Genomic DNA, 21255 nt, shown 5'->3' on the forward strand with positions numbered 1-21255 from the left:
CCCGCAGCCAGGACTGGGCTCGGTGCACGACGACGACGGCCCCGCCCAGGCTGGTTCCGGCCGCGACGACGGCCGCGAGCAGCGGCGCGTACAACGTCATCGTCGTCGCGTGGGAGAGCAACACGGCGATCGCCAGTGCCGTCACGGTGGCGACGGAGGTGGTCACGGCGCAGACGGCGACCGCGCCGCGGGAACGCAGGGTAGCGCCGAGCAGCAGCAGGGCAGCCGCGAGCGCGATGAGAATCGGCCACCAGGAAATGGTGGTCGCGTTGACCGCGACCGCATCCGGGCCGGCGATCTCGACCTGCAGGTTGGGCCCGTCATAGGACCGCGCCGTGGCGACAAGGCGCTGCGCGGTGGCTCGGTCGGGGTGCAGCGCCGAGCCTTTCACGATTACCGATGCGACCGCGGTGTGCCGGTGACCGGCCTACCCATGAACCTTCAGCTGACCGCGGCCCGAACCACCCCCGACGGCATAGAGATCACCGCGGTGGCCGACCACCTCTCCCTCGACACCACCCAGACCGGACCCACCATCCACGGATGCTGAACCCCGGGGACACAGCCCCTGCCTCAGCGATTAATTAGTTGTATCTTTTATCTTATGCATCTGTATCGGGAGGCTGTCGGGGCACGGACGCGGCGTTCGGCCGGCCGTCGTCCTTGGCGCGCGGAGGTGAACCATGGCTAACCTGCTGGTCCGAGGCGGCCTGCTCGTCGATGGCACCGGCTCGCCGGCCCGCGCGGCCGACGTCCGCGTCCGTGGCGGGCGGGTCGCCGAGGTCGGGCCGGGGCTCGCTCCGGCGGGCGAGCGCGTCCTCGACGCCGGCGGGGCGGTCGTGGCACCCGGGTTCATCGACAACCACACCCACGTCGACCCGTCGCTGTGGTGGGACGCCTCGTGCGACCCGATGCCGCAGCACGGCGTCGCCACCGTGCTGATGGGCAACTGCTCGCTCTCGCTCGCGCCGGTGCGCGCCGCGGACCGGGCCGGCGTGACGAGCCTGTTCTGCTACATCGAGGATCTGCCCGAGTCCGCGTTCGACGCCGCCATCCCCTGGACGTGGGAGAGCTGGCCCGACTACCGCGCCGCCGCGGCCGGCCGTGGGTTCGGTGTGAACACGATCGGGTTCGTCGGCCACACCCCGCTCCGGCTGTTCGTCATGGGCCCGCAGGCGTGGGAACGGGCCGCGACGGACGCCGAGCGAGCAGAGATGGCGCGGGTTCTGGACGAGAGCCTCGCCGCCGGCGCGCTCGGCCTGTCGAGCTCGCTGGGCTTCGACGAGGACCGCGAGAAGCGGCCCGTGCCGAGCCGGCTGGCCGACGACGCGGAGCTGGCGGCGCTCCTCGACGTCGTGGCGGCCCGCGGCCGGGCCCTGCAGTTCATCCCCGACCAGACCGGCGGCCGCGCGATGCGGGCGGACGTCGAGCGGATCGCGGCTCTCTGCGGGCCACGCGGAATCCCCCACACCTGGATCGGGGTCTTCCATGACGCCGACCACCCGAACGCGGCGACCCGGATGCTCGACCATGCCCTCGCGCTGCAGCAGCAGGGGGTGCGGACGCTGCCGCAGGTGTCGCCGCGCACGCTGGACATCCGGGTGAACTGGTCAGGCGGCATGTCGTGGTTCGCGCTCGCCGACGGCTGGCACCGGATGGTCCAGGCGGACGCCGCCACCAAGCGCGCACTGCTGGTCGACCCGGCCTGGCGGGCGGTGGCCCGCGAGGAGTGGGACCGGGTGCCCCGCACGATGATCCCGCACAGGTTCCCCGACCGGCTGCGCCTCGTCGAGGTCCGCCGGCCGGAGCTGGCCCGGTGGGTCGGCGCGACGCTGGCCGACCTGGTCGCCGAGCGTGGCGGCCACCCCTCGGACGTCCTCGCGGACTGGGTGCTGGACAACGACCTGGACCCGGGGCTCGTCGGGGTCGGCGTCGCCAACGCCGACCCCGACGGGGTCGCCGCCACGCTCGTTCACCCGGCCGCCCTGATCGGCAACAGCGACGCCGGTGCCCACCTGCAGATGATGTGCGCGACCGGCGACAGCACGCTCCTGCTGACCCGCCACGTGCGCGACCGCGCCGACCTGACCCTGGAGCAGGCCGTCCACGCGCTGACCGGGCGGCAGGCGGAGGCGTTCGGGCTGCGCGGGCGCGGCACCGTGCGCGCCGGCGCGGCCGGGGACCTGGTCGTGTTCGCCCTCGACGAGCTGGCCTGGCAGACCGACGTCTTCATCGACGACCTGCCGGCGGGTGGCTCCCGGCTGCGCCGCCCGTCAGGCGGATACCGCTATACCGCCGTCGCAGGTGAGGTCACCCAGCAGGACGGCGAGCTCACCGACGCCCGCCCAGGCCGGTTCCTCGGGGCTGGCTGAGCCCGGCCGCCGGCCGAGCCGGTGGCCCAGCCCGAAGTGGCCGGCGCGCGAAGTGGCCGGCGCCCGATGGCGCCGGCCACTTCCGTCGTGCTGTCAGACGGGCAGGACCAGCTCCAGCAGGCCCTCGCCCGCCACCCGGCCGGCGACCCCCGTCCGGGCGCGCTCGAACCTGCTCGTCCTCGGGCCGACGGTGCTGACGAGCAGCTCACCGGTGCCGTCGTCGTCGAAACGCCACTCGGCGGCGTCATAGGCCAGCGGCGCTCCCGGTGTCGGGTCCGCGGTCATCGCGACCGCCGGGCCGAGCATCGCGAGCACACCGCAGGCGGCGCCGGCCGCGCGCAGCGTGCCGACGGCGTCCGGCCGGGCGAGCAGCACCGGCACCGCGGCCACCTGCGCGAGCAGGTCACGTTCGACCAGCGCCGTGGCGACGTCACCGGGAAGCCCGACGACCAACCGCACCGGCAGCCGGCGGGTGAACATCTCGACCCGGCCCGCGTCCCAGCCGAACCGGTCCGCGTGCGCGACGGTCGCGCGCAGCGTTCCCGCGGCCCGGGTGAACGGCTGGATCCAGCCGCCCTCGTGGGGCCCGGCCACCGCGACCAGGACGTGGCCGCGGCCGAGCCCGGCCGCGGCGAGGCGCGCGGTCGCCCACGCGGTGTCACGCTCGACGTCCGCATCGCCGATCGCGAACTCGACGGCCTCGCCGTCGACGTACCACCACGAGATGCCATACAGCGGCTGGCGCGGCAGCCGCAGCGCGGCCTCGGTCACCGACAGCAGCGTCATGACTTCGCCACCCGCGGGACCTTGGCGGCCGATCCTCGTCGCAACAGGGCCTCCTCCGTCTCCAGCTCGATGTCCACCAGCTCGGCCGGCAGCCGCGCGGCGTCGGCGACCGACGAGGCGAGGCGGGCGGCGAGTTCGGGCAGATCTACCGGGCGGGAGGCGTCGTAGCCGACCCGCAGGCGCAGGCGCTCGACCTCGCGGGTCGGGCGGATGATCTGGAACAGTCCTGTCTGCGTCTCATCAACGCTCTCGACCGCCGTCCAGATCTCGTGAGGAAGGACAGACCGGCCGGCGACGACGGTCTCGTCGCCGCCGCGGCCGAGCACCCACACCCGGGGCGAGGTCCGGCCGCACGGGCACACGGCGGTGCTGTGCCGGACGAGGTCGCCGGTGCGGTAGCGGATCAGTGGGGCGGCGTCGTTGTCGAGCRACGTCACCACCATCTCGCCGACCTCGCCCTCGGCGACCGGCTCGCCGGTGGCCGGGTCGACGACCTCGAGGAAGACCTCGTCCCACCACAGGTGGTAGCCGTCGTGCTCGGTGCACTCCCAGGCCAGGCCGGTGTCGCCGGCGCTGGTGTAGACGAAGACGTCCAGGCCCCACTCGGTGGACAGCCGCTCGCGCATCCGCGCGCCCAGTGGCTCGCCGGCGAAGGAGACGGCCTTGAACGAGTCGAACAGCTTGCGCAGGTCGTGGTGGGGGGCGAGGTGCTCCAGCTCGACCAGGTTCGTGCTCATCAGCTGGACGTAGGTGGGCCGGTGCTGCTCGATGACGCGGAGCACCTCGGCCCATTTGCCCATCCAGGTGTCCACCAGGAGCGGGACCAGGCCCATCGCGCGGAAGGCGTCCTCGATCCAGCCGCGGAACGTCGCCGCGTTGCACAGCACCCGGTCCCCGGGCCGCACGCCCATCATCCACAGGGCCCGTAAGTAGCCCGCTGGCAGGGGCGCGCAGGCCAGGCCCGCCCACATCTCGTTGAAGAAGGTCGGGTCGCCGGTCGTGCCGGAGCTGGCGGTGATGGTGGTCAGGTCCGCGGGGTCCACGCAGAGCAGGCCGCCGAAGGCGTCGCCGGTGCGGTCGCGGAAGGCGCGGACCGCGTCCTTGTCGATGAAGGGAACCAGGCGGCGGAAGTCCGCCGGCGACTGCACGTCATCCGGCTTGACGCCGGCCGGGTCCCACCGGCCCTGGTAGAGCGCCGAACGTTCGTGGGCCAGCCGGACGACCTCCAACAGCCGCCTGGTCTGCTCGCTGGCGATCCGGTCCGCCGGGGCGGTCTCGATCTCCGGTTCGAGGTAGGTCACCCTTCCGTTTCCCCTCTCCTGTCTGCTCGCCGCCGGCCGGCGGACGCCCCGGTGGACTGGTCCTGCTCGGCGAGCCACGCCTCGTGCCGCGCGAAATGGTCCTGGTCACGGGCCACCAGGACCGCCTGCGCGGTCGCGAGCCGCGTGCCGGTCGAGCCGAGCGTCAGCTCGGCCTCGACGTACCACCGGCGTCCCTCACGCCGGGCCAACCGGGCGGTGGCCCGTAGCGGGCGGCCGACCGGGACCGGCTTCACGAAGCCCACGGTCAGCGAGGCGGTCACCGCCAGCTGGCCGTGCAGCAGCGGCACATGCCCGACGACCTCGTCGAGGACCCCGGCGGTCCAGCCCCCGTGCGCGACCCGGGGGCCGCCCTCGGCCTCCCACGGGCAGGTCAGGGTGTAGACGACACCACCGTCGACCGGGTGCTCCGTCTCGATCCCGAGCCGGCACCGGGCGGCCGCCTGGCAGCCGCCGCACAGCGCGACCCCGCTGGGCGACAGCCCCGGGCGCTGCCAGTCCCCGCCCGCCCATGCCTCACCGGTTGTGTCGCAGGCCACAAGTTGAATATACAGCTTAGTTAGATGATTTGCCATCGAAGGAGCGAGGGCCGGCTCGCACCCGGCCTCGCGCGCCGACAGTGACCGTCGCGGCGCGATTCCGGCGCCTCACTAGGTACTATTGGACAAATCATTTCGACGAGAGGCGGCGCGCGATGGCGGTCCGCGGCACAGTAGTCGGCGCCACGGCCACGGCCAACGGCGCCCACAGCGCGGTCCAGCCGGTCGGCCACCAGATCCGCGTGCCGAAGACGGCCGAGCTGGTGGCCGCGCAGCTGCGCCGGCAGATCATCAAGGGTGAGCTTCGCGAGGGCGAGGCGCTGGCGCCCGAGTCGGTGCTCATGGAGCAGTTCGGCGTCTCCCGGCCCACCCTGCGCGAGGCGTTCCGGGTCCTCGAGGCCGAGGCGCTCATCAGCGTCCGGCGTGGCGCCCACGGCGGCGCCCGGGTGCACGCGCCCAACGGGGACATCGCCGCCCGCTACGCCGGTCTGATCCTGGAGCATCGGGAGACCACGGTCGGGGACGTCTACCAGGCGAGCGCCATCATCGAGCCACCGTGCGCCGCGCTGCTCGCCGGTACCTGGTCCGAGGGTGACCTCGACCGCCTCCAGGAGCTGTACGAGGAGGCGGAGCGGGTCAAGAACGACCCGCTCGCCCTGCTCGACGCCCAGGACCGGTTCCATCTTCTCCTGGTCGAGCTCACCGGCAACCAGACCCTCACCGTGCTCACCGGCATGCTCCGCCACATCGTCGACCGGGCGAACCAGGCCTACGTCAGCGCCGAGTCCGCGCTGCCAGCGCAGCGCCGGGCCGCGCTCAAGGGACAGCGAGCGCACGCCAAGCTGATCGAGCACCTGCGCGACCGGGACGCCGACAACGCCCAGACCCTCTGGCGACGCCATCTCGACGAGCAGGGCGACCACTTCCGCACCGGCTCGGGCGCCCGCACCGTCCTCGACCTGCTCGGCTGACCGCGCCCGGCGACGCCACCCCGGCGGGCTGGGCGGCGATGGGGGCCCGCGCCGTCCAGCGCAGGGACGCCCAGCCGGGACTTTCGCCGACCGGAACGCCGCGGGTGCACGGGGCGCGAAGGCCAGCGCCCCAGCCTCGGTCGCCTCGGACGACGCCTACCCGGCAGTGGCCGTCGCCGCGGGGTCGCTGATCTCGGCATAGAAGGCGGTCCAGGTAGGCCAGGTTTCGGGGAGTTCGGCGGTTGGGGCAAGGCCGACGTCCTCGAGGGCCCACTTGAGGCGGTCGCCCGTGGCGGGCTGTTCGAGGACGTCGGCGTTGTACCAGGAACGGGGGCGGCGACCACGGAAGTACCAGCGACCGTCCCGGCGCGCGTACCGGTCGCTGTACTGCATCGCCTGCACCACCCAGTGCTCACCGACCTTGTGCTCGGCCCGACAGTGCACGGTGCCCCGCGCGGCGTCCGGGTCGGCGGGGTCGAGGTCGATGACGTGGCCGGCTATCAGGTGCACCGTCGTCGTGAACGGCGCTCGGCGGCCGACGAGATCGACGAAATACTCCCGTAGCGCCGCGCGCCCGACACCGTTCGCACACCGCACGTCCTCGACGAACAACCCCGTCAGCCCATCGAGGTCACGGGCATCGACGGCGGCGGCGTAGCGCGCCGCCAGGTCGCGGATCGCCTCCCGTGCCTCCAGCATCGCCAGCCGGGCGTACACCGCCGCCAGCTCCTGGTCACCCAACACGCCACTCCCTTCACGGGCTCGGTCAGATCACGTGGGCCGGGAGGCGACCCCCGCCGCGGCAACGCCGATCCACGCATGGTAACTATATTCTAAGCTTAATCATTTAGCGATATGGAGTTACCGTGGCCCACAGGCAGGTCTGGCGGCACGCCGCCGCGGCCGCGTGCGTCGCGCTCGCCTCGGCGATCGCCGGGTGCTCCGGATCCGCCGGATCATCCAGCGCGGCCAGCTGCTCCAGCCCAGGGGTCAGCGAGGAATCGATCAAGGTCGGACTCGTCTACCCCGACAGCGGGCCCTTATCCGGACCGTTCAAGACGGTCCGAGCCGGCGTCGAGGCACGCATCGCCAAGCAGAACGCGAACGGTGGCGTGGGCGGCCGCCGCATCGACATCACCTGGCGCGACGACGAGTCGGACCCCTCGGCAAACCTGACCGCCGCACGCGAGCTGGTCGAGAACGTGGAGGTGTTCGGTCTCCTGGAGGAGACGGCTGTAGCCTCCGGGTCCGCCTCCTATCTCGCCGACAAGGACATCCCCGTCGCGGGAATCGTGGCCGAGTCGGTATGGGGCCGGTACCGCAACATGTTCGCGTTCGCCTACCCGTACACGACCGGCCCCTCGGTCACGACGCTCGGCACCTACGTGGCCAGAGCGGGCGGAACCCGAGCCATCATGGTGGTAAGCGCGGTCAACCCGTCGTCGCACGGTGTCGCAGAGAAGGACGCCGCCAGCCTCCGGTCAGCAGGGGTCTCGGTGGTCGGGCAGGTCAGCTACGCCGAGCAGGTGACAAGCCCCCAGGTCGTCGTGGACGCGGTCCGCGACCAGCAGGCCAATGTTGTCCTCGCCGAGATCTCGGGCGACGGGCTCGCCACGATCGTCCAGGCTCTTCACGCGGCTGGAATCTCCCTCAAGGCCGCCGTCGGGCCGGACGGCTACGACCGGAGCCTGCCCGGGAGGTACGGCGCCGACATCGCCGGGATGTCCGTCTACCTCACCACACCTTCCTTCCAGGTAAAGTCCGCGGCCCTCGACGCCTATCAGGCAGCCGTGGCGGCCTACGCACCGGAGCAGGCCGACGCCCAGCAGGAGACCACGTTGCAGGGCTTCATCACCGCTGATCTGTTCGTCCGCGGTCTTGAGGCGGCGGGACCGTGCCCCACGCGCGCGGCGTTCCTCAGCGGGCTACGAGCCGTGCGCGACTATGACGCGGGTGGCCTGCTAGCCCAGCCGATCGACATGACGAGCGGGTTCGGGCAGCTCAACACCTGCTACTACTTCGTCCGGGTGGACCAGTCCGGCAGCGGCTTCGACGCTGTCCCCGGAGGGGCAGGACCGGGCGGCAACGCATGGTGTGGCCAACGCATCGAGGGCTGAGCGCTCCGCCATCTTCCCCTCCTCCACCTCTCGCCTATATAACTATCTCATTAAGATGATTTCATCAGATCAGGCGCGATCACGATGGAGGTGGCCATGGGCGACGAGGTGCTGTTGCTGGACCGGTCGGGACCGGTCTGGACCGTCACGCTCAACCGGCCCGCGGAGCTGAACTCCTTTGACGCCACGCTGCACCGCGCCTTCAACGACGTGTGGCGCGAGGTCGAGGACAGCCGGGACGTCCGCACGGTCGTGCTGACCGGCGCCGGCCGGGCGTTCTGCGCCGGCGGGAACCTCGACGACTTCCCGCTGCTGCACGCCGATTTCGCGCGTCGCCGCCGCACGATGCGGGACGCGCGGCGGGTCGTCACCGAGATGCTGGACGTCCACGTCCCGGTGGTCGCCGCCGTCAACGGCCCCGCGGTCGGGCTGGGCTGCACGCTGAGCACGCTGTGCGACATCGTCTTCATCGCGGACGACACCTACCTGGCCGACCCGCACGTCGCCGTCGCGCTGGTGGCGGGCGACGGCGGCGCCGTCACCTGGCCGCACCACACCGGCCTGCTCACCGCGAAGCGCTACCTGCTGACCGGCGACCGCATTCCGGCCGCGGAGGCGGTCCGGCTGGGCCTGGCGACGTTCGCGGTCCCCCGGGAGCGCCTGCTGGACGAGGCACGGGCGTTCGCCGAGCGGCTGGCCGCACTGCCCCACCAGGCGGTGCAGGAGACGAAGGCGCTTCTCAACCAGCAACTGCGCGCCTCCTCGGTCGCGGCCCTGGGCTACGGACTCGCGGCCGAGAGCCAGTCACACGACACCGCCGAGTACCTCGCGGTGCCCGACCAGTTCGCCCGTCAGAAGGCCCGCCGGAAGGGCTGACGCGCCCGTCCCGAGGACGCCGACCGAGAGGACCCCATGAAGATCGACGCCAGCCTCGGCAAGGACATCTCGGCCACGAAGGCGGGCGCCCGCACGATCGAGGACACCGGCTATGACGGGATGTGGATCGGCGAGACCAGGCACGACCCGTTCCTGCAGGCCCTGCACGCCGTCGACGCAACCGACGCGGCCACCGTCGGCACGGCCATCGCGATCGCGTTCGCGCGCACCCCGATGACGCTCGCGAACAGCGCGTTCGACCTCGCCCGCTACTCTCGCGGTCGCTTCGTCCTGGGCCTCGGCTCGCAGGTCAGGCCACACATCGAGCGCAGGTTCTCGATGCCGTGGTCGCACCCGGCGCCGCGGATGCGCGAGTTCGTGCTGGCGATGAGGGCGATCTGGGCGGCCTGGCAGGACGGCACCCCGTTGGACTTCCGCGGCGACTTCTACACGCACACGCTGATGACGCCGTTCTTCGCGCCGCCGCCGCACGAGTTCGGGCCCCCGCCCGTGTTTGTCGCCGGCGTCGGGGAGCTCATGACCGAGGTGGCCGGCGAGGTCGCCGACGGGTTCTTCGTGCATCCGTTCACCACCCGGCGCTACCTCGACGAGGTCACCCTCCCCGCGCTGGAACGCGGCCGCGCCAGGACGGGCAGGAGTCTCGAGGGCTTCACCGTCTGTGGGCCGTCCTTCGTCACCGTCGGGCGCGACGAGCGGGAGCTGGCAGTGGCGGTGAAGGGCACGAAGGACCAGATCGCGTTCTACGCCTCGACGCCCGCCTACCGCCCGGTGCTGGACGTACACGGCTGGGRCGACCTGCAGCCCGAACTGACACGGCTGTCCAAGCAGGGACGCTGGTCGAACATGGGCGACCTGATCACCGACGAGATGCTGCACGAGTTCAGCGTCGTGGGGACACCTGCCGACGTCGGCAAGGGTCTACGCGCGAAGCTGACGCGGGTGTCGACCCGCGTCTCCTTCTACGCGACCTACGAGTCGGACCCGGCGGTCTGGCCCGAGGTGCTGTCCGCGCTGCGCTGACACCGGCCACCCAGATGGCCCGCCAGCCAGGTCGCGTGCCTGGCCGGCGGGCCATCTGCCTGCCGGCGGACGGAGAACCCGCCGGCCCCTCGTCCAACCGGCGTGTGTCCGAGGGGCCGGCGGGTGCCGGAGGGACGGGGCGGGCGCGCTAGCGGAGGGCCTCCGGTAGCACGCCGGCCTCACCGCCCAGGTCACCGGGGAAGATGATCGACGTTCGGGCGAGGTTGCCACCGTCGGTGGCTGGCAGGCACACCCCGGACATGTAGGCGGACTCGTCGCTGACCAGGAACAGCGCCACGCCCGCGTTGTCGCGCAGCGACGGTGGCCGGTCGAGCTTGAGCGGGATCGACGTCGCGGTCGGGTCCCAGGGCTGCATCTCCTCGTAGCTCCTGCCGAGCACCTCCGCGTCCGGCGGCATCGAGAAGTTGATGCTCATGCCGTGGGCAGGGCAGAGCGCGTTCGCCCGGATGCCATAGGCGCCGAGCGACAGCGACATGCCCTTGACCAGCCCGTTGACGCCGTGCTTGGCCGCGGCGTAGCCGGGGAAGCCCGGGTAGGCGACGAAGCCGGCCATCGACGAGACCGCCAGGATCGTGCCGCGGCGTTGCCCCTTCATCACCGGCACCGCCGCGCGCGCCGCGAGGAACACCCCGGTCAGGTTCGTGGCGAGCATGGAGGTGAAGCCCTCGATCGAGATGTCCTCGAAGGCCTTCGTGCCGAAGCCCTCCTCGGGCACCCCGGCCGAGCACATGAGGATGTCGAGGCGCCCGTAGGTGTCCACCGCCAGCGCGACCGCGTCGACACACTCCTGCGCCTCGCGTACGTCGGTCTTCGCGCCGACGGCGACGCCGCCGGCCGCCAGGACCTCGGTGACGACGCGGTCGACCCGCGCCGGCACGAGATCGGTGACGACGACGTTCGCTCCCTCGGCCGCGAACAGCAGCGCGGACTCCCGCCCGAGGCCCGAACCGGCGCCGGTGATGAGCGCCGTCCTGCCCGCGAGCCGGCCGCTCACGCCCCGACCCCCGCCGGGAAGGCCGGGCTGGCGATGGTCTTGGCCTGCAGGTACTCGCGGAAACCGTCCTCGCCGTGCTCGCGGCCGACGCCGCTGATGCCGTACCCCCCGAACGGGGTGTCCGGCGACAGGTAGAACGACGGCCCGATATTGACCGTGCCGGCGGCCATCCGGTTCGCCAGCCGCCAGGCCCGCTCCGGGTCGGACGTCTGGATATAGGACGACAGGCCGTAGCGGGAGTTGTTCGCGACGCGGACGGCCTCGTCATCGTCGCCGTCGTAGCGGACGATCGTCAGCACGGGGCCGAAGACCTCGTACTGCGCGATCTCGGAGTCCTCGTGGGCGTCAGCGACGACCGTCGGCTCGTACCAGAAGCCCCTGCCGCCCGTCGGCGACGCGCCGCGCCGCCCGCCGACGGTCACCCGCGCGCCGGCCGCGACCGCCCGGTCCACCAGGCCCTCCATCCGGGCGAGCTGCGCGGCGTTGATGATCGGGCCGACGACGTTGGCCGGGTCGGTGGGGTCGCCCCAGGGCAGCGCCGCGACGGCCGCGGTCACCGCTTCGACGACCTCGTCGTAGCGCGCGGCGTGGACCACCATCCGGGTGGCGAGCGCGCAGCCCTCGCCGCTGTTGGCCATGCACATCCCGACGGATACCGGGATCGCCACGGCGAGGTCGGCGTCGTCGAGGATGATGTTCGCCGATTTGCCGCCGAGCTCGAGGCACACCTTGCGGATGCCCACCGCGGCCCGCTCGTAGATCCGCTGCCCCACCTGGGGTGAGCCGGTGAAGTGGTACATGTCCACCCGCGGGTCGCCGGTGAGCGCCTCACCGGCGGCCGCCTTGTCGCGCGAGCTGATGACGTTGAGCACGCCGGGCGGGATCTCCGTGTGCTCATGCGCCACCTGGGCGATGAGGGCGCCGGTGAGCGGCGTGTCCGGCGCGGTCTTGAGCACGATGGTGTTCCCGGTCGCGAGCGCGTGCTGGATCTTCCAGATGTCGGTCATGAACGGCGCGTTCCACGGCGTGATCGCGCCGACGACGCCGTAGGGCTCATAGCGGACCCGGCGGTTGCTCGGCAGCCCGACGCCCTGGTGGACGCCGACGTCGGTCTCCCAGGGGAACCGGCCGATGAGGTCGTTGAAGAACGTCATGTCCTCGGTCATGACGTCAATGTGGTTGCCGATGTTGGCGACCACGGTGCCGGCCTCCGCCACCTGCAGCCGCCGGGCCGCCGCTGCCTCCTTGCGCAGCCCTTCCTGTAGCTGGCGTAACACCCGCTGACGCAAGGTGTGGTCGCTGGCCCAGGACGTCTCGTCCGCGCCGCGCCGCGCCGCGGCGACGGCGGCGGCGACGTCCTCGGCCTGAGCGTCGGCGGCGGTGCCGACCAGCGTCTCGTCCGCCGGGTTGAGCACGTCGAACCGCCCGCCGGCCGCGGCCTCGCGGAACTGCCCGCCGATGTAGAGCCGGCCCTCGGGCTCTGCGTCCAACGCCATCGCCTTCTCCTCGGGGTCACCTGCCGATGGGTTGTGGGTGCTCGAGACGTCGGCGCCTCGCCCCCACGAACGCTCAATTAGTTCTATAATTTATCTTTAGCTGGCTGGGCGGCAGTATGTCCCCCGCCGCGCGACCCCGTCAAGGCGCCGGCAACCAGCGACCGAGGCACCGGGATCCTGCGGTACGTAACTTTACGATCTTGTGGCATGCGGCTTCACGCTGTGAGGTTGCGCGCCAGAAGGGGAGATCATCATGGGGAAGATCTGGGCGAACTCGGGCGACTCGCACGCGCTGGAGCCGCTGGACCTGTGGGAGCGGGCACTGCCGGCGCGGCTGGCCGAGCGCGCGCCCCGGGTGGAGCGCAGTGACAACCGCGAGACGGTCTACGTGGACGGCCAGATCATGCGCCGCGACCCGCTGTCCTTCGCCGAGGCGATCCGCCCGCCGGGCGCCGAGGACGTCACGATCCGCCTGACCGACCTCGACGACCAGGGGGTCTGGGGCGAGGTCGTGTTCCCCTCCCGCGGCTTCTGGATCCACAACATGACAGACCCGGAGCTGGCCCGGGCGAGCGCGRCGGCCTACAACGACTGGGCCGCGGACACGATCATCGCCGCAAGTCCCCGGCTGGTGCCCGCCGCGATCACGTCCGTGCTGGACACCGACGACGCGGTGGCCGAGCTGGCCCGTGCCCGCGACCGCGGCTTCCAGGCCGTGTACATGCCAGCCACTCCCCCGCCCGACCGGCCCTACAACTCCGAGGTCTGGGAGCCGCTGTGGAGCCTGGCCGAACAGTCGCGGACCCCGCTGTGCTTCCACATCGGCACCGGCATGATGCCCCAGGTCATCTCCCGTGGGCCCGGCGGYAGCGTCATCAACTACGTCGAGACCTTCTTCCCCGGGCAGCGGGTGGTGGCCCACCTGGTCGCCTCGGGCGCGCTTGACCGCCACCCGGGCCTGCGCATCTTCGTCGCCGAGGCCGGCGCCGCGTGGATTCCCGCGCTCGCCGACCGGATGGAGGAGGGCTACCGCCAGCACGACATGTTCGTGCGGCCCAAGCTCTCCCGCTCCCCCCGCGAGATCGTCTACTCGCAGGTCTACACCTCGTTCCAGCATGACCCGAGCGCGCTGCTGGCCGTGAGCGCCCTGGGCTACGACAAGGTCATGTGGGGCAGCGACTACCCGCACCTGGAGGGCACGTTCCCCAACACCCAGAAGGTCCTGCACGAGCTGTTCGACGACGTCGACCCGGCGGTGCGCGACCGGGTCCTGGGTGGCGCGTTCGCCGAGCTGTTCGACGTCCCGCCGATGCCGGTCCAAGCCACCTGAGGCTGGCTTGAGCCGTCGCGAGACTCTAAACCGGCATATTATCTAACCAATAGCTTGGCAGATCCTCCCGGCGTGCGCCGATCGACGCCCGGCCGGGTGCCTCGAAGGGAGCACGCATGACGACGACGGCGCCGACCGACGCCCCGCCGCTGGTGGTCGGGCAGACCTACGAGCAGATGACCGTCGGCACCACGTTCCGCACACCGGCGCGCACGATCACCGAGACCGACCTGGTGCTGTTCCGCCAGCTCGTCGGCGTCACCGAGCCGCTGTTCATGGACTCCGAGCACGCCGCGTCCGCCGGGTACACCGGCCGACTGTGCCCCGGGATGATGGTCTTCTCCTACGCGGAGGGCCTGGTCATCGGGACGAACGTGCTGCACGGCACCGGCATGGCCTTCATGCGGACCGATCTGTCGATCAGCGCGCCGGTCTACGTCGGCGACACTCTGACCGTCGTGGTCGAGGTGACCGAGTCCCGCCCCGCCAGTCGCGGGAACCGTGGCGTCGTCACGACCCGCAACACCGTGCTCAACCAGCGGGGCGAGACCGTCATGACCTACACCCCGGTCCGCCTCATCAAGGGCGACGACGCCGGCTAAAGGGCCGCCGGAGGGGCGAAAATGTTCCACCTCGTGCCTCCTTCGACGGTCTGGTGGTGCGCTCGAGGGCGAGGGGGAAGTGGAGCGGAGGGCGTGGTCGTAGCGGTAGCCGTCGCCGGTGCGGCCGCCCCAGCTGTAGGCGTTGTCGGTGGGGTGGAGGTGGCGGAAGGCATCGACGAGGCGGAAGACTCCCCTCGAGGGATTGGCGGACCCCCAGCGGCTCCGCCCCGGCCAGGGCGGTCAACGTCTTGTTCCGATCCCGCGGCGCCAAAAGCCCGGTCAGATACTCCGGAACCCCCGCCGCTGCGCCACCGCCGAGAACACATCATCGAACCGCGCCGCATACTCCTCCAACGGACCCGGCGCCGGCGGGCAGGCCACCATATTGGTCATCACTGACTCCCTCCCCCCGAGGGCCAGTGAAGGCCTACCCACCACAATCTTGATCCAACGGACTACCGCTAGTGTCCGCGGGTGATCCGGTGCGTGGCCCACGCGAGCCCGGCCGCCGCCGCGACCGCCCGCCGCGCGCGCATCCGGGGCGGGCCGAACCTGGCCTGATGCGCCCAGAACAGCGCGGTGACCGCCCCCAGGCCGGTCACCGCGCGCGCCGGGGCGTCACCCCAGACCGACAACTGGTCCATCAGGGCCTCGGCCTCGGCCGGGGAATGCCCGGCAACGACAAGYCGGGGCGCGAGCAGGGCGGCGTCGACCCACGCGGCGCCACGGCACGCGTGCGACCAGTCGATCACCCGCACGCCGTCGGCGGTGACGACGTAGTTCCCGGGGTGCGGGTCGGCGTGCAGCAGCGACGCGCCCTCCACCGCTCCGAGGTCGAACTGCGTCGCCGCCGCGAGGCCGGAGAACTCCTCGGGGCACCGGCCCAGCAGTTCGCCGGCCTTCTCGTACAGCGCCTTGATCTTCACGACCACACTCGGCGCGCGCTCCCACGGGCTTGGAGTGAGCCGTCCGGCAAGCGTCTCGATCACCCGCCCGACCGCGGCCAGGTCCAGCGAGCCCGGCGCGAGATCCGAGTCCCGGCCGTCGAGGTACTCGAACAGCAGCAGCAACCAGCCCTCGATCTCGGCGGACCACAGCATCCGCGGCACAGGCGTGCCCGGGGGCAGGGCGGCGTTCGCGTCCGCCTCGCGGCGGTAGTGGCCGATGGCCGGGGCGCCGAGCGGCGACGCCTTCACGAACACCGGCCCCGTCTCCGTGTCGAGCCGGGCCGCGACACCCACCGTCAGGCCGTCCGGGGCCGTCGCCGCCGCGCGGACAGGTCCACACCGCCGTTCGACGGCGGCCCGGGCCTTCGCGGGGAGGTCAGCCCATTGGAATCGCAGGGCCGGCTCCTCGTCAGGGACTGTCGTGGCAGGTGGCGTGGCACTGGTGGCAGTTCGTGGTCTGGCACTCGCCGTGCCGACCGGTCCACAGGTCGCGCTCGACGTGGAAGCCGGCCCTCTCGATGGCGGCCACCATATCGGCCACGGTCAGGACGGTGACCCCCCACTCGGACGGGTGCTCGGGAACGTGGTGAAGGAACCGCCCGGCGACCCGGGCGCAGAACTGCGCGTACTCCCGGGTGTGGAGAAGGAACGCATGCCAGCCGACGTCGACCGCGTGGGACGGGGAGAAACGGGAGGGGCTGCCCGCGCAGGCGCCGAGGAACGCCAGCGCCTGGTCGACGATCCGCTCGGCGTCGCTGGTCAACTCGGGGTGGTCCTCGGCGACCTTGGCGGTGAGCCGGCCGAACAGCGTCTCGTCGACGAGCTCGCGGCCACGCCGGACGGCTGGCGGGGTGTCGGTGGACGATGGGGCAAGGGTCGTCAACGGGTCCTCCTGGAAGGGTGGTGCCGACGCCGCCCGGCGTTCGGTCGCTGTTCCGGGCGGCGGCGGGTCTCGGGACGGGCTGTGGCGCGTGTGGCGGAGGCTACGCGCCGGCCACACCCGCCGGGCCTTCAATTCCATCAGAACTGGACTAAGAAACTAGGTCGCCGGGATCTTGCATGTCAAGCTATTCCATCTAAGATGGGCTAACCGATCGTCGCGGACCACAGGAGGACCGATGCGACTCACGCGGATCGCGGGCGAATGCCCGGACGGGCGGACCTGCCCGACGGCCTATGCGACCGACCGCGGCACCGTGGTCATCCAGGGCTACCGCCTTGACGCGGGCACGCTGGCACGGGTACCTCTCGGGGCGGACGAGACGGCCGTCGAGGTTCCGCTGTCGCTGCTGGAGGAGGTCACGCGATGCTCAACGCCGTCGAGCTCGGCGAGTACATCGACGCCCGCCTGACCCACTCGGCGTTCCGGCTCGAGACCCTCGACCACTATGACGACGCCACCGACGGCGCCGACGTCGCCCGCTACCTGCGCGGCGAGCCCGGCCCCGACCTGGCCCGCAAACAGCCCTGGCTCGACCGGCTCCGCCACGAAAAGGAAGCCGGAATCCTCAACCAGCGCGTCCACGTGCTGCGAACGCCGCTCACCGACTACCTTCGCTACGAATGCGAATGGGGCTACCGGCCCAACGCGCGGTTCGAGGACATCCGCGTCCTCGACCTCACCGAAACCCCACCACCGGCCGCCCTGGTCGACCACGACTTCTGGATCGTCGACAACCAGCACGGCCTGCGCATGCACTACGACCCCACCGGACGGTTCGAGGGAGCCGAACCCGTCGACGACGACCAGACCACCGCCTACCGACGATGCCGCGACGCCGCCGTCGCCACCGCCGAACCCTTCCTCGACTGGTGGGCCCGACACCCCGAGGAATGGCGGGCCAACCGCGCCGCATGACCACCCCTGCGCCCGTGCGTGGCCGGGGCCCGGCCGACCGGACCCGCCTCGCCGCCACCCTGCGCGCGGCCCGCCTCGCCGCCGGACTCTCCGGCGCCGAGGCCGGCCGGCGCACCGGCATGTCCCAGTCCAAGATCTCCAAGATCGAGCGGGGGTTTCTCCTCCCCAGCACCGACGACGTCACCGCACTCTGCCACGCCTACAAGCTCGGCACCGACGAACGCGACCACCTTGTCGCCCTCGTCATCGGGCTACGCGACGAGGCCTCCACCAAGGTCATCATGGCCCGCGGCGTCGCCGAGACCCAGCGCCGCATCGGCAACCTCGAGGTCTCCGCCACCCTCGTCCAAGCGTTCCAGCCAACCATGGTGATCGGCCTGCTCCAGACCGCCGCCTACATGCGGTGCGTGTTCGGCACCCCCGACTCCCACGCCCTGTCCAGCGACGAGATCGACGAAGCCGCCCAGGCACGCCTCGCCCGGCAGCGACAACTCGGCGACACCTCGAAACAGTTCGTCCTCGTCATGACCGAGGGCGCGCTGCGCTGGCAGRCAGGCTCGGCCGCGACCATGGCCGAGCAGGTCCACGCCCTTGCCGAGGCGATCGACCGGCCCAACGTGCGCCTCGGAATTATCCCCTGGACCACCCCGGTACGGGTGTTCCCCCGGCACGGCTTCCACCTCTACGACCAGGACGCCGTCATGGTCGGCACCGAGACCGCGACCGCCACCCTCACCGGACCCGCCGACATCGCCACCTACATCGAACTGTTCGAGGCCCTCGTCGACCTCGCCTTCTTCGACGACGCGGCCCGCGACCACCTCGCGCGCATCGCCGCCGACTACGAGCACCTGAACAAGGGCTGACGCGACCTCGGCCAACCGCGGCCTGACCGACGACGCAGCCGCCTACAGTAACCGCGCCTGCAGTGGTAGCCGCACCACATCGACGACCGAGGCACTGCCTCRCATGCTCGATGAGCCGCGCCGCCGGCGCTGGCGCGAGCAACACCCCGGAGTCAAAAGCCTCGGCCGAGGTCAGTGATGGAATCGGCCTGACCGCGGCCTTCTCCGACACGCATAGAAACCTCTCTGGGTGCGGCAGCTGATCCTCGACGATCCCCGAGTTCCGCCCGCAACGCCTCCACGTCGAGCCCGCTGTACTCCCCCACCGAACGGATCCCAGGCCGACTGGTCACCTATCCGCGATCCTATAACGGCGCGGGCGCCGTGGCCTCCCGGCGGCGCAGCAGACCCTCCTGCGCGACGGTGGCGACCAGGGCGCCGCTGCGGTCGAACACCCGGCCCTGCGTCATCGCCCTGCCGTGTCCCGTCCATGGGCTCACCTGCTCGAAGTAGAGCCAGTCGTCGGCCCTGCGGGGCTCGTGGAACCAGATCGCGTGCCCCAGCGTCGTGCCGAAGAACGCGCCCACGCCGGCCAGCACCTCGCCGTGGGGCAGCAGAGCCGCGCTCAGCATGAACAGGTCGGAGGCGTAGGCCAGCGCCGCGGCGTGCAGCAGCTGGTCGTCGCCGAGCGGCCCGCGGCAGCGCAGCCACACCGCGAGGCACGGCGGCTGCGGTCCACGGCGCACCGACAGCGGCGGCGGCTCCGAGAGGAAACGGACGTCGACCGGGTGGCTGCCCAGGAACGCGCGCGCCCAGCGCGCCGGATCCTGGCCCGCGCCGTGGAACCAGCTCTCCGCCGGAGCGAGCGCGTCCGGCGCCGGCGCGTCGGGGGCGGGCACCTGGTGGGCGAGCGCGGTCTCCCCCGCGTGGAACGAGGCCTCCATCCGTAGCAGCACGGCCCCGTTCTGGGTCGTCCGCGCCGCCCGGGAGCTGAAACTGCGCCCGTCCTTGACCCGGTCCACCTCGTGCTCGAGCGGCGACGAGGCCTGTCCTGGGCGCAGGAAGCCCGCGTACAGGCTGTTGACGGCCAGGCCCGGTCCGACGGTGCGGCCGGCGGCCACCAGCGCCTGCGCGAGGAGCAGGCCACCGAAGACCCTGGTGCCCGACTGCGGTGGGCCTCCCGGGCCGGCGAACAGGTCGCCGCCCAGGGGCCGCACGTCCAGCAGCGGGCCCAGGCGGCCAGGATGCTGGGCGGTCAGGGCGCACCTCTTCCACCAGATAGCTGATCGTTCGTCGTGTGGCCGACCGCGGAGCCAGCCGGCCGCGGGTCAGGCCACCGGACGCGGGAACGGCGCCGGCGCGGCGTCGAGGACCGCGGCCGGATCGAAGTCCGCCGGCAGCGGCGGAAAGTCCGGCGGGCGCCGCTCACGGAAGCTCGCGACACCCTCGGCGAGCTCTGGGCGGGCGTTCATGTCGGCCATCGCCGCGAACGAGCGCCGCAGGCCCTCGTTGAAGTCGACGTCCAGGTCGGCGTACACCTGGCGGCGGATCACCGCGAGCGCGGTCGGCGCGCAGTTGACGGCGAGGTCCCGGGCATAGGCGCGCGCGTCGGCGAGTGCCTCGCCGGGCTCGGACAGCCGGCTGACCAGGCCGATCCGGTGGGCCTCCTCGGCGTCGAACGTGCGGGCAGACAGCAGCAGGTCGAGCGCGCGCTCGACGCCCACGAGGCGCGGCAGCACCCACGCCAGGTTGTACTCGGCGGACAGGCCGCGGCGGGCGAACGCGGTCGAGAACCGGGCGCCGCGGGCAGCGAACCGGACGTCGCACTGCAGGGCCTGGATGAGGCCGATCCCGGCGCAGGCACCGTTGATCGCGCCGATCAGCGGCTTCGGGAACAGCCGCGGCGTGTACTGAGGCCGGCGGTCGGCCAGCCGCAGCCCGCCGGTGGCGACCGCGCCGAGCCGGCTCATCGCCAGGCCGGGGCAGAACGTGCGCCCGGCGCCGGTGAGCACGACGACGCGCACGGCCGGGTCGGCCGCGGCGGCGTCGAGGACGGCGAAGTAGGCGTTCTCCATGTCCGGCGACCAGCCGTTGCGGTTCTCGGGGTCGTCCAGGGTCGCGACCGCCACGCCGGCGTCGTCGACCTCGTACCCGACGAGATCCCGCGGCTCCCCAGCCACGGGCTCGGCCACCGCCGACTCGGCCGTCGCGGGCGCGGGCGGGGCCGAGCCGTCCGCGCTCATCGGCCCCGCCCGGCGAGCTCGACCGGCGGATGGTCGACAGGCAGACCCTCGAAGCGGGGCGCCCGGCGCTCCCGGAACGAGGCGACACCCTCGGCATAGTCGGGCCGTTCACGGGCCACGGTCAGTAGCTCGTTCGAGCGCAGCCGCGACTCCTCCAACGTCGAAGTCATGTCGAGCGACAGCTGGTTCTTGACCTGGGCCAGCGCCCAGGGCGCGCAGCCGCGCGCCACGTCGGCGGCCCAGGCGAGCGCGGCCGGCAGCAGGTCGTCGGGCTCGACGCAGCGGTTGGCAAGGCCCAGACGCGCCGCTTCGTCGCCCCGCACCACCCGGCAGGACAACAGCAGATCCGCGGCGTGGCCGGCGCCGACAAGACGGGGCAGCAGCCAGCTGACCGCGTCCTCCGAGGTCAGCGCGAGCCGGGTGAACGACGGCGTCCATTTCGCCCGCGCGGTGGTGAACCGCAGGTCCGCCATCAGTGCCTGCACGAACCCGATACCGGCGCAGGCCCCGTCCACGGCGGCGGCGACGGGCTTGGGCACGGTGCGGGCGTGGGTCTGCGGGCGGCGGGCCGGTCGCTGGTAGGTCGGGTCGGTCGACGCGCGCCGCAGGATGTCCATGTCCATGCCCGGGCAGAACGTGCCGCCGGCGCCGGTGACCACGATGACCCGGACGGCCGGGTCCGCGGCGGCCTCGTCGAGCAGCGCGAAGTAGCGGGTCTCCATGTCGTAACCCCAGGCGTTGCGCCGGCCCGGGCGGTTCAGCGTCAGGACGGCCACCCCGTCCGCCCGGACGTCGTAGAGAACGGTGTCCTCAGGCGCCACCGTCAGCTGGTCGAGCGTGCTCATGCCCTTCCGTTCCCGCCGGCCGGCGCGCCGCTGGCGCCCGGCCGGCCCCTGGG

Annotated in this window: 22 protein-coding genes and 2 pseudogenes; 11 read left to right on the forward strand and 13 right to left on the reverse strand. The window is 72.1% G+C overall.

The genetic code is table 11. The annotated features are described in order from the left end of the window. Positions 1-391 (reverse strand): annotated as a pseudogene (locus tag BCD49_RS36210) (MMPL family transporter); the annotation flags it as partial. 27 nt (positions 392-418) lie between these two features. Here BCD49_RS36210 and BCD49_RS46035 point away from each other — a divergent pair. Continuing rightward, positions 419-550 carry a hypothetical protein gene (locus tag BCD49_RS46035; protein ID WP_274535053.1) on the forward strand — a complete coding sequence of 44 codons (132 nt, stop codon included), beginning with the start codon at positions 419-421 and terminating at the stop codon, positions 548-550. Positions 551-683: 133 nt separating this feature from the next. Beyond that, positions 684-2372, forward strand: coding sequence for an N-acyl-D-amino-acid deacylase family protein (locus BCD49_RS36215; RefSeq protein WP_007507265.1), 1689 nt, complete (start codon positions 684-686; stop codon positions 2370-2372). 93 nt (positions 2373-2465) lie between these two features. Here BCD49_RS36215 and BCD49_RS36220 read toward each other — a convergent pair whose 3' ends face one another. The 3 genes from BCD49_RS36220 to BCD49_RS36230 are packed head-to-tail and all read right to left on the reverse strand — an operon-like array spanning position 2466 to position 5016. Continuing rightward, entirely contained in the window at positions 2466-3158 is a 693-nt protein-coding gene (locus BCD49_RS36220) for a hypothetical protein (RefSeq protein ID WP_007507267.1), read from the reverse strand. Next, the gene (locus BCD49_RS36225; protein WP_071042417.1) at positions 3155-4459 is read right to left on the reverse strand and encodes a phenylacetate--CoA ligase family protein; all 1305 of its coding nucleotides are present in this window, start codon (positions 4457-4459) and stop codon (positions 3155-3157) included. Before BCD49_RS36225 ends, BCD49_RS36220 begins: the two co-directional genes overlap by 4 nt. Further along, positions 4456-5016: a PaaI family thioesterase gene (locus BCD49_RS36230; RefSeq protein ID WP_232794043.1), complete on the reverse strand. Its 561-nt coding sequence runs from the start codon at positions 5014-5016 to the stop codon at positions 4456-4458. Before BCD49_RS36230 ends, BCD49_RS36225 begins: the two co-directional genes overlap by 4 nt. A gap of 155 nt (positions 5017-5171) precedes the next feature. Here BCD49_RS36230 and BCD49_RS36235 point away from each other — a divergent pair, with 155 nt between their 5' ends. Continuing rightward, positions 5172-5987 (forward strand): FadR/GntR family transcriptional regulator, encoded by an 816-nt coding sequence (locus BCD49_RS36235; RefSeq protein WP_007507273.1) that lies wholly within the window; start codon positions 5172-5174, stop codon positions 5985-5987. Between the two features lie 156 nt (positions 5988-6143). Here BCD49_RS36235 and BCD49_RS36240 read toward each other — a convergent pair whose 3' ends face one another. After that, positions 6144-6728, reverse strand: a complete 585-nt coding sequence (locus BCD49_RS36240; protein ID WP_131803636.1) for a nuclear transport factor 2 family protein — start codon at positions 6726-6728, stop codon at positions 6144-6146. Between the two features lie 125 nt (positions 6729-6853). Between BCD49_RS36240 and BCD49_RS36245 the strand changes: the two genes are divergently transcribed. From BCD49_RS36245 to BCD49_RS36255, 3 genes are all read left to right on the forward strand, one after another. Continuing rightward, positions 6854-8104: an ABC transporter substrate-binding protein gene (locus BCD49_RS36245; protein ID WP_007507277.1), complete on the forward strand. Its 1251-nt coding sequence runs from the start codon at positions 6854-6856 to the stop codon at positions 8102-8104. 96 nt (positions 8105-8200) lie between these two features. Next, positions 8201-8980, forward strand: a complete 780-nt coding sequence (locus tag BCD49_RS36250; protein WP_007507279.1) for an enoyl-CoA hydratase/isomerase family protein — start codon at positions 8201-8203, stop codon at positions 8978-8980. A 36-nt stretch (positions 8981-9016) separates the two neighbouring features. Continuing rightward, positions 9017-10021 carry an LLM class F420-dependent oxidoreductase gene (locus BCD49_RS36255; RefSeq protein WP_071042418.1) on the forward strand — a complete coding sequence of 335 codons (1005 nt, stop codon included), beginning with the start codon at positions 9017-9019 and terminating at the stop codon, positions 10019-10021. A gap of 148 nt (positions 10022-10169) precedes the next feature. Here the strand turns inward: BCD49_RS36255 and BCD49_RS36260 are convergent, their stop codons facing one another. After that, positions 10170-11036: an SDR family NAD(P)-dependent oxidoreductase gene (locus BCD49_RS36260; protein WP_007507282.1), complete on the reverse strand. Its 867-nt coding sequence runs from the start codon at positions 11034-11036 to the stop codon at positions 10170-10172. Further along, entirely contained in the window at positions 11033-12532 is a 1500-nt protein-coding gene (locus BCD49_RS36265; protein ID WP_007507285.1) for an aldehyde dehydrogenase family protein, read from the reverse strand. The genes BCD49_RS36260 and BCD49_RS36265 overlap by 4 nt, the downstream gene beginning before the upstream one ends. 253 nt (positions 12533-12785) lie before the next feature. Here BCD49_RS36265 and BCD49_RS36270 point away from each other — a divergent pair, with 253 nt between their 5' ends. Both BCD49_RS36270 and BCD49_RS36275 read left to right on the forward strand, forming a co-directional pair. Continuing rightward, a complete protein-coding gene (locus BCD49_RS36270; protein ID WP_071042419.1) occupies positions 12786-13862 on the forward strand; it encodes an amidohydrolase family protein in 1077 nt (358 codons plus the stop codon). 116 nt (positions 13863-13978) lie between these two features. Further along, complete coding sequence (locus BCD49_RS36275) at positions 13979-14464, forward strand: MaoC family dehydratase (protein WP_007507290.1); 486 nt, start codon at positions 13979-13981, stop codon at positions 14462-14464. A 214-nt stretch (positions 14465-14678) separates the two neighbouring features. Here BCD49_RS36275 and BCD49_RS46645 read toward each other — a convergent pair. The 3 genes and pseudogenes from BCD49_RS46645 to BCD49_RS36285 form a co-directional block, all read right to left on the reverse strand. Then, a pseudogene (locus BCD49_RS46645) lies at positions 14679-14857 on the reverse strand (IS701 family transposase); the annotation flags it as partial. 68 nt (positions 14858-14925) lie between these two features. Next, on the reverse strand, positions 14926-15705 hold the full coding sequence (locus BCD49_RS36280) for a phosphotransferase family protein (RefSeq protein ID WP_007507294.1): 780 nt from the start codon (positions 15703-15705) through the stop codon (positions 14926-14928). A gap of 115 nt (positions 15706-15820) precedes the next feature. Then, positions 15821-16294 carry a glycine-rich domain-containing protein gene (locus BCD49_RS36285; RefSeq protein WP_007507296.1) on the reverse strand — a complete coding sequence of 158 codons (474 nt, stop codon included), beginning with the start codon at positions 16292-16294 and terminating at the stop codon, positions 15821-15823. Between the two features lie 235 nt (positions 16295-16529). On the opposite strand from BCD49_RS36285, the gene BCD49_RS36290 reads away from it, so the two are divergent. From BCD49_RS36290 to BCD49_RS36300, 3 genes are read left to right on the forward strand one after another with little or no spacing between them, the layout of a single operon-like run. Further along, positions 16530-16763 carry a hypothetical protein gene (locus tag BCD49_RS36290; RefSeq protein ID WP_007507297.1) on the forward strand — a complete coding sequence of 78 codons (234 nt, stop codon included), beginning with the start codon at positions 16530-16532 and terminating at the stop codon, positions 16761-16763. Further along, a complete protein-coding gene (locus BCD49_RS36295; protein ID WP_007507300.1) occupies positions 16718-17269 on the forward strand; it encodes a DUF6879 family protein in 552 nt (183 codons plus the stop codon). The genes BCD49_RS36290 and BCD49_RS36295 overlap by 46 nt, the downstream gene beginning before the upstream one ends. Then, positions 17266-18135, forward strand: coding sequence for a helix-turn-helix domain-containing protein (locus BCD49_RS36300; protein ID WP_083401912.1), 870 nt, complete (start codon positions 17266-17268; stop codon positions 18133-18135). Before BCD49_RS36295 ends, BCD49_RS36300 begins: the two co-directional genes overlap by 4 nt. Positions 18136-18479: 344 nt before the next feature. Here BCD49_RS36300 and BCD49_RS36305 read toward each other — a convergent pair whose 3' ends face one another. The 3 genes from BCD49_RS36305 to BCD49_RS36315 all read right to left on the reverse strand — a co-directional run bounded on the left by BCD49_RS36305 (position 18480) and on the right by BCD49_RS36315 (position 21202). Next, positions 18480-19331, reverse strand: a complete 852-nt coding sequence (locus BCD49_RS36305; protein ID WP_007507304.1) for an acyl-CoA thioesterase — start codon at positions 19329-19331, stop codon at positions 18480-18482. Between the two features lie 111 nt (positions 19332-19442). Next, entirely contained in the window at positions 19443-20357 is a 915-nt protein-coding gene (locus BCD49_RS36310) for an enoyl-CoA hydratase-related protein (RefSeq protein ID WP_007507305.1), read from the reverse strand. Beyond that, positions 20354-21202, reverse strand: a complete 849-nt coding sequence (locus tag BCD49_RS36315) for an enoyl-CoA hydratase-related protein (RefSeq protein WP_007507307.1) — start codon at positions 21200-21202, stop codon at positions 20354-20356. The genes BCD49_RS36310 and BCD49_RS36315 overlap by 4 nt, the downstream gene beginning before the upstream one ends. Positions 21203-21255 lie beyond the last annotated feature (53 nt).

This window comes from Pseudofrankia sp. EUN1h (assembly GCF_001854645.1).
Classification (GTDB): domain Bacteria; phylum Actinomycetota; class Actinomycetes; order Frankiales; family Frankiaceae; genus Pseudofrankia; species Pseudofrankia saprophytica.

Excerpts from the sequence above, each read along its gene's own strand:
- BCD49_RS36215 (WP_007507265.1), top strand. The coding sequence starts at position 684 with ATGGCTAACCTGCTGGTCCGAGGCGGCCTGCTCGTCGATGGCACCGGC.
- BCD49_RS36220 (WP_007507267.1), bottom strand. The coding sequence starts at position 3,158 with ATGACGCTGCTGTCGGTGACCGAGGCCGCGCTGCGGCTGCCGCGCCAG.
- BCD49_RS36235 (WP_007507273.1), top strand. The coding sequence starts at position 5,172 with ATGGCGGTCCGCGGCACAGTAGTCGGCGCCACGGCCACGGCCAACGGC.
- BCD49_RS36250 (WP_007507279.1), top strand. The coding sequence starts at position 8,201 with ATGGGCGACGAGGTGCTGTTGCTGGACCGGTCGGGACCGGTCTGGACC.
- BCD49_RS36265 (WP_007507285.1), bottom strand. The coding sequence starts at position 12,532 with ATGGCGTTGGACGCAGAGCCCGAGGGCCGGCTCTACATCGGCGGGCAG.
- BCD49_RS36275 (WP_007507290.1), top strand. The coding sequence starts at position 13,979 with ATGACGACGACGGCGCCGACCGACGCCCCGCCGCTGGTGGTCGGGCAG.
- BCD49_RS36290 (WP_007507297.1), top strand. The coding sequence starts at position 16,530 with ATGCGACTCACGCGGATCGCGGGCGAATGCCCGGACGGGCGGACCTGC.
- BCD49_RS36295 (WP_007507300.1), top strand. The coding sequence starts at position 16,718 with ATGCTCAACGCCGTCGAGCTCGGCGAGTACATCGACGCCCGCCTGACC.
- BCD49_RS36310 (WP_007507305.1), bottom strand. The coding sequence starts at position 20,357 with ATGAGCGCGGACGGCTCGGCCCCGCCCGCGCCCGCGACGGCCGAGTCG.
- BCD49_RS36315 (WP_007507307.1), bottom strand. The coding sequence starts at position 21,202 with ATGAGCACGCTCGACCAGCTGACGGTGGCGCCTGAGGACACCGTTCTC.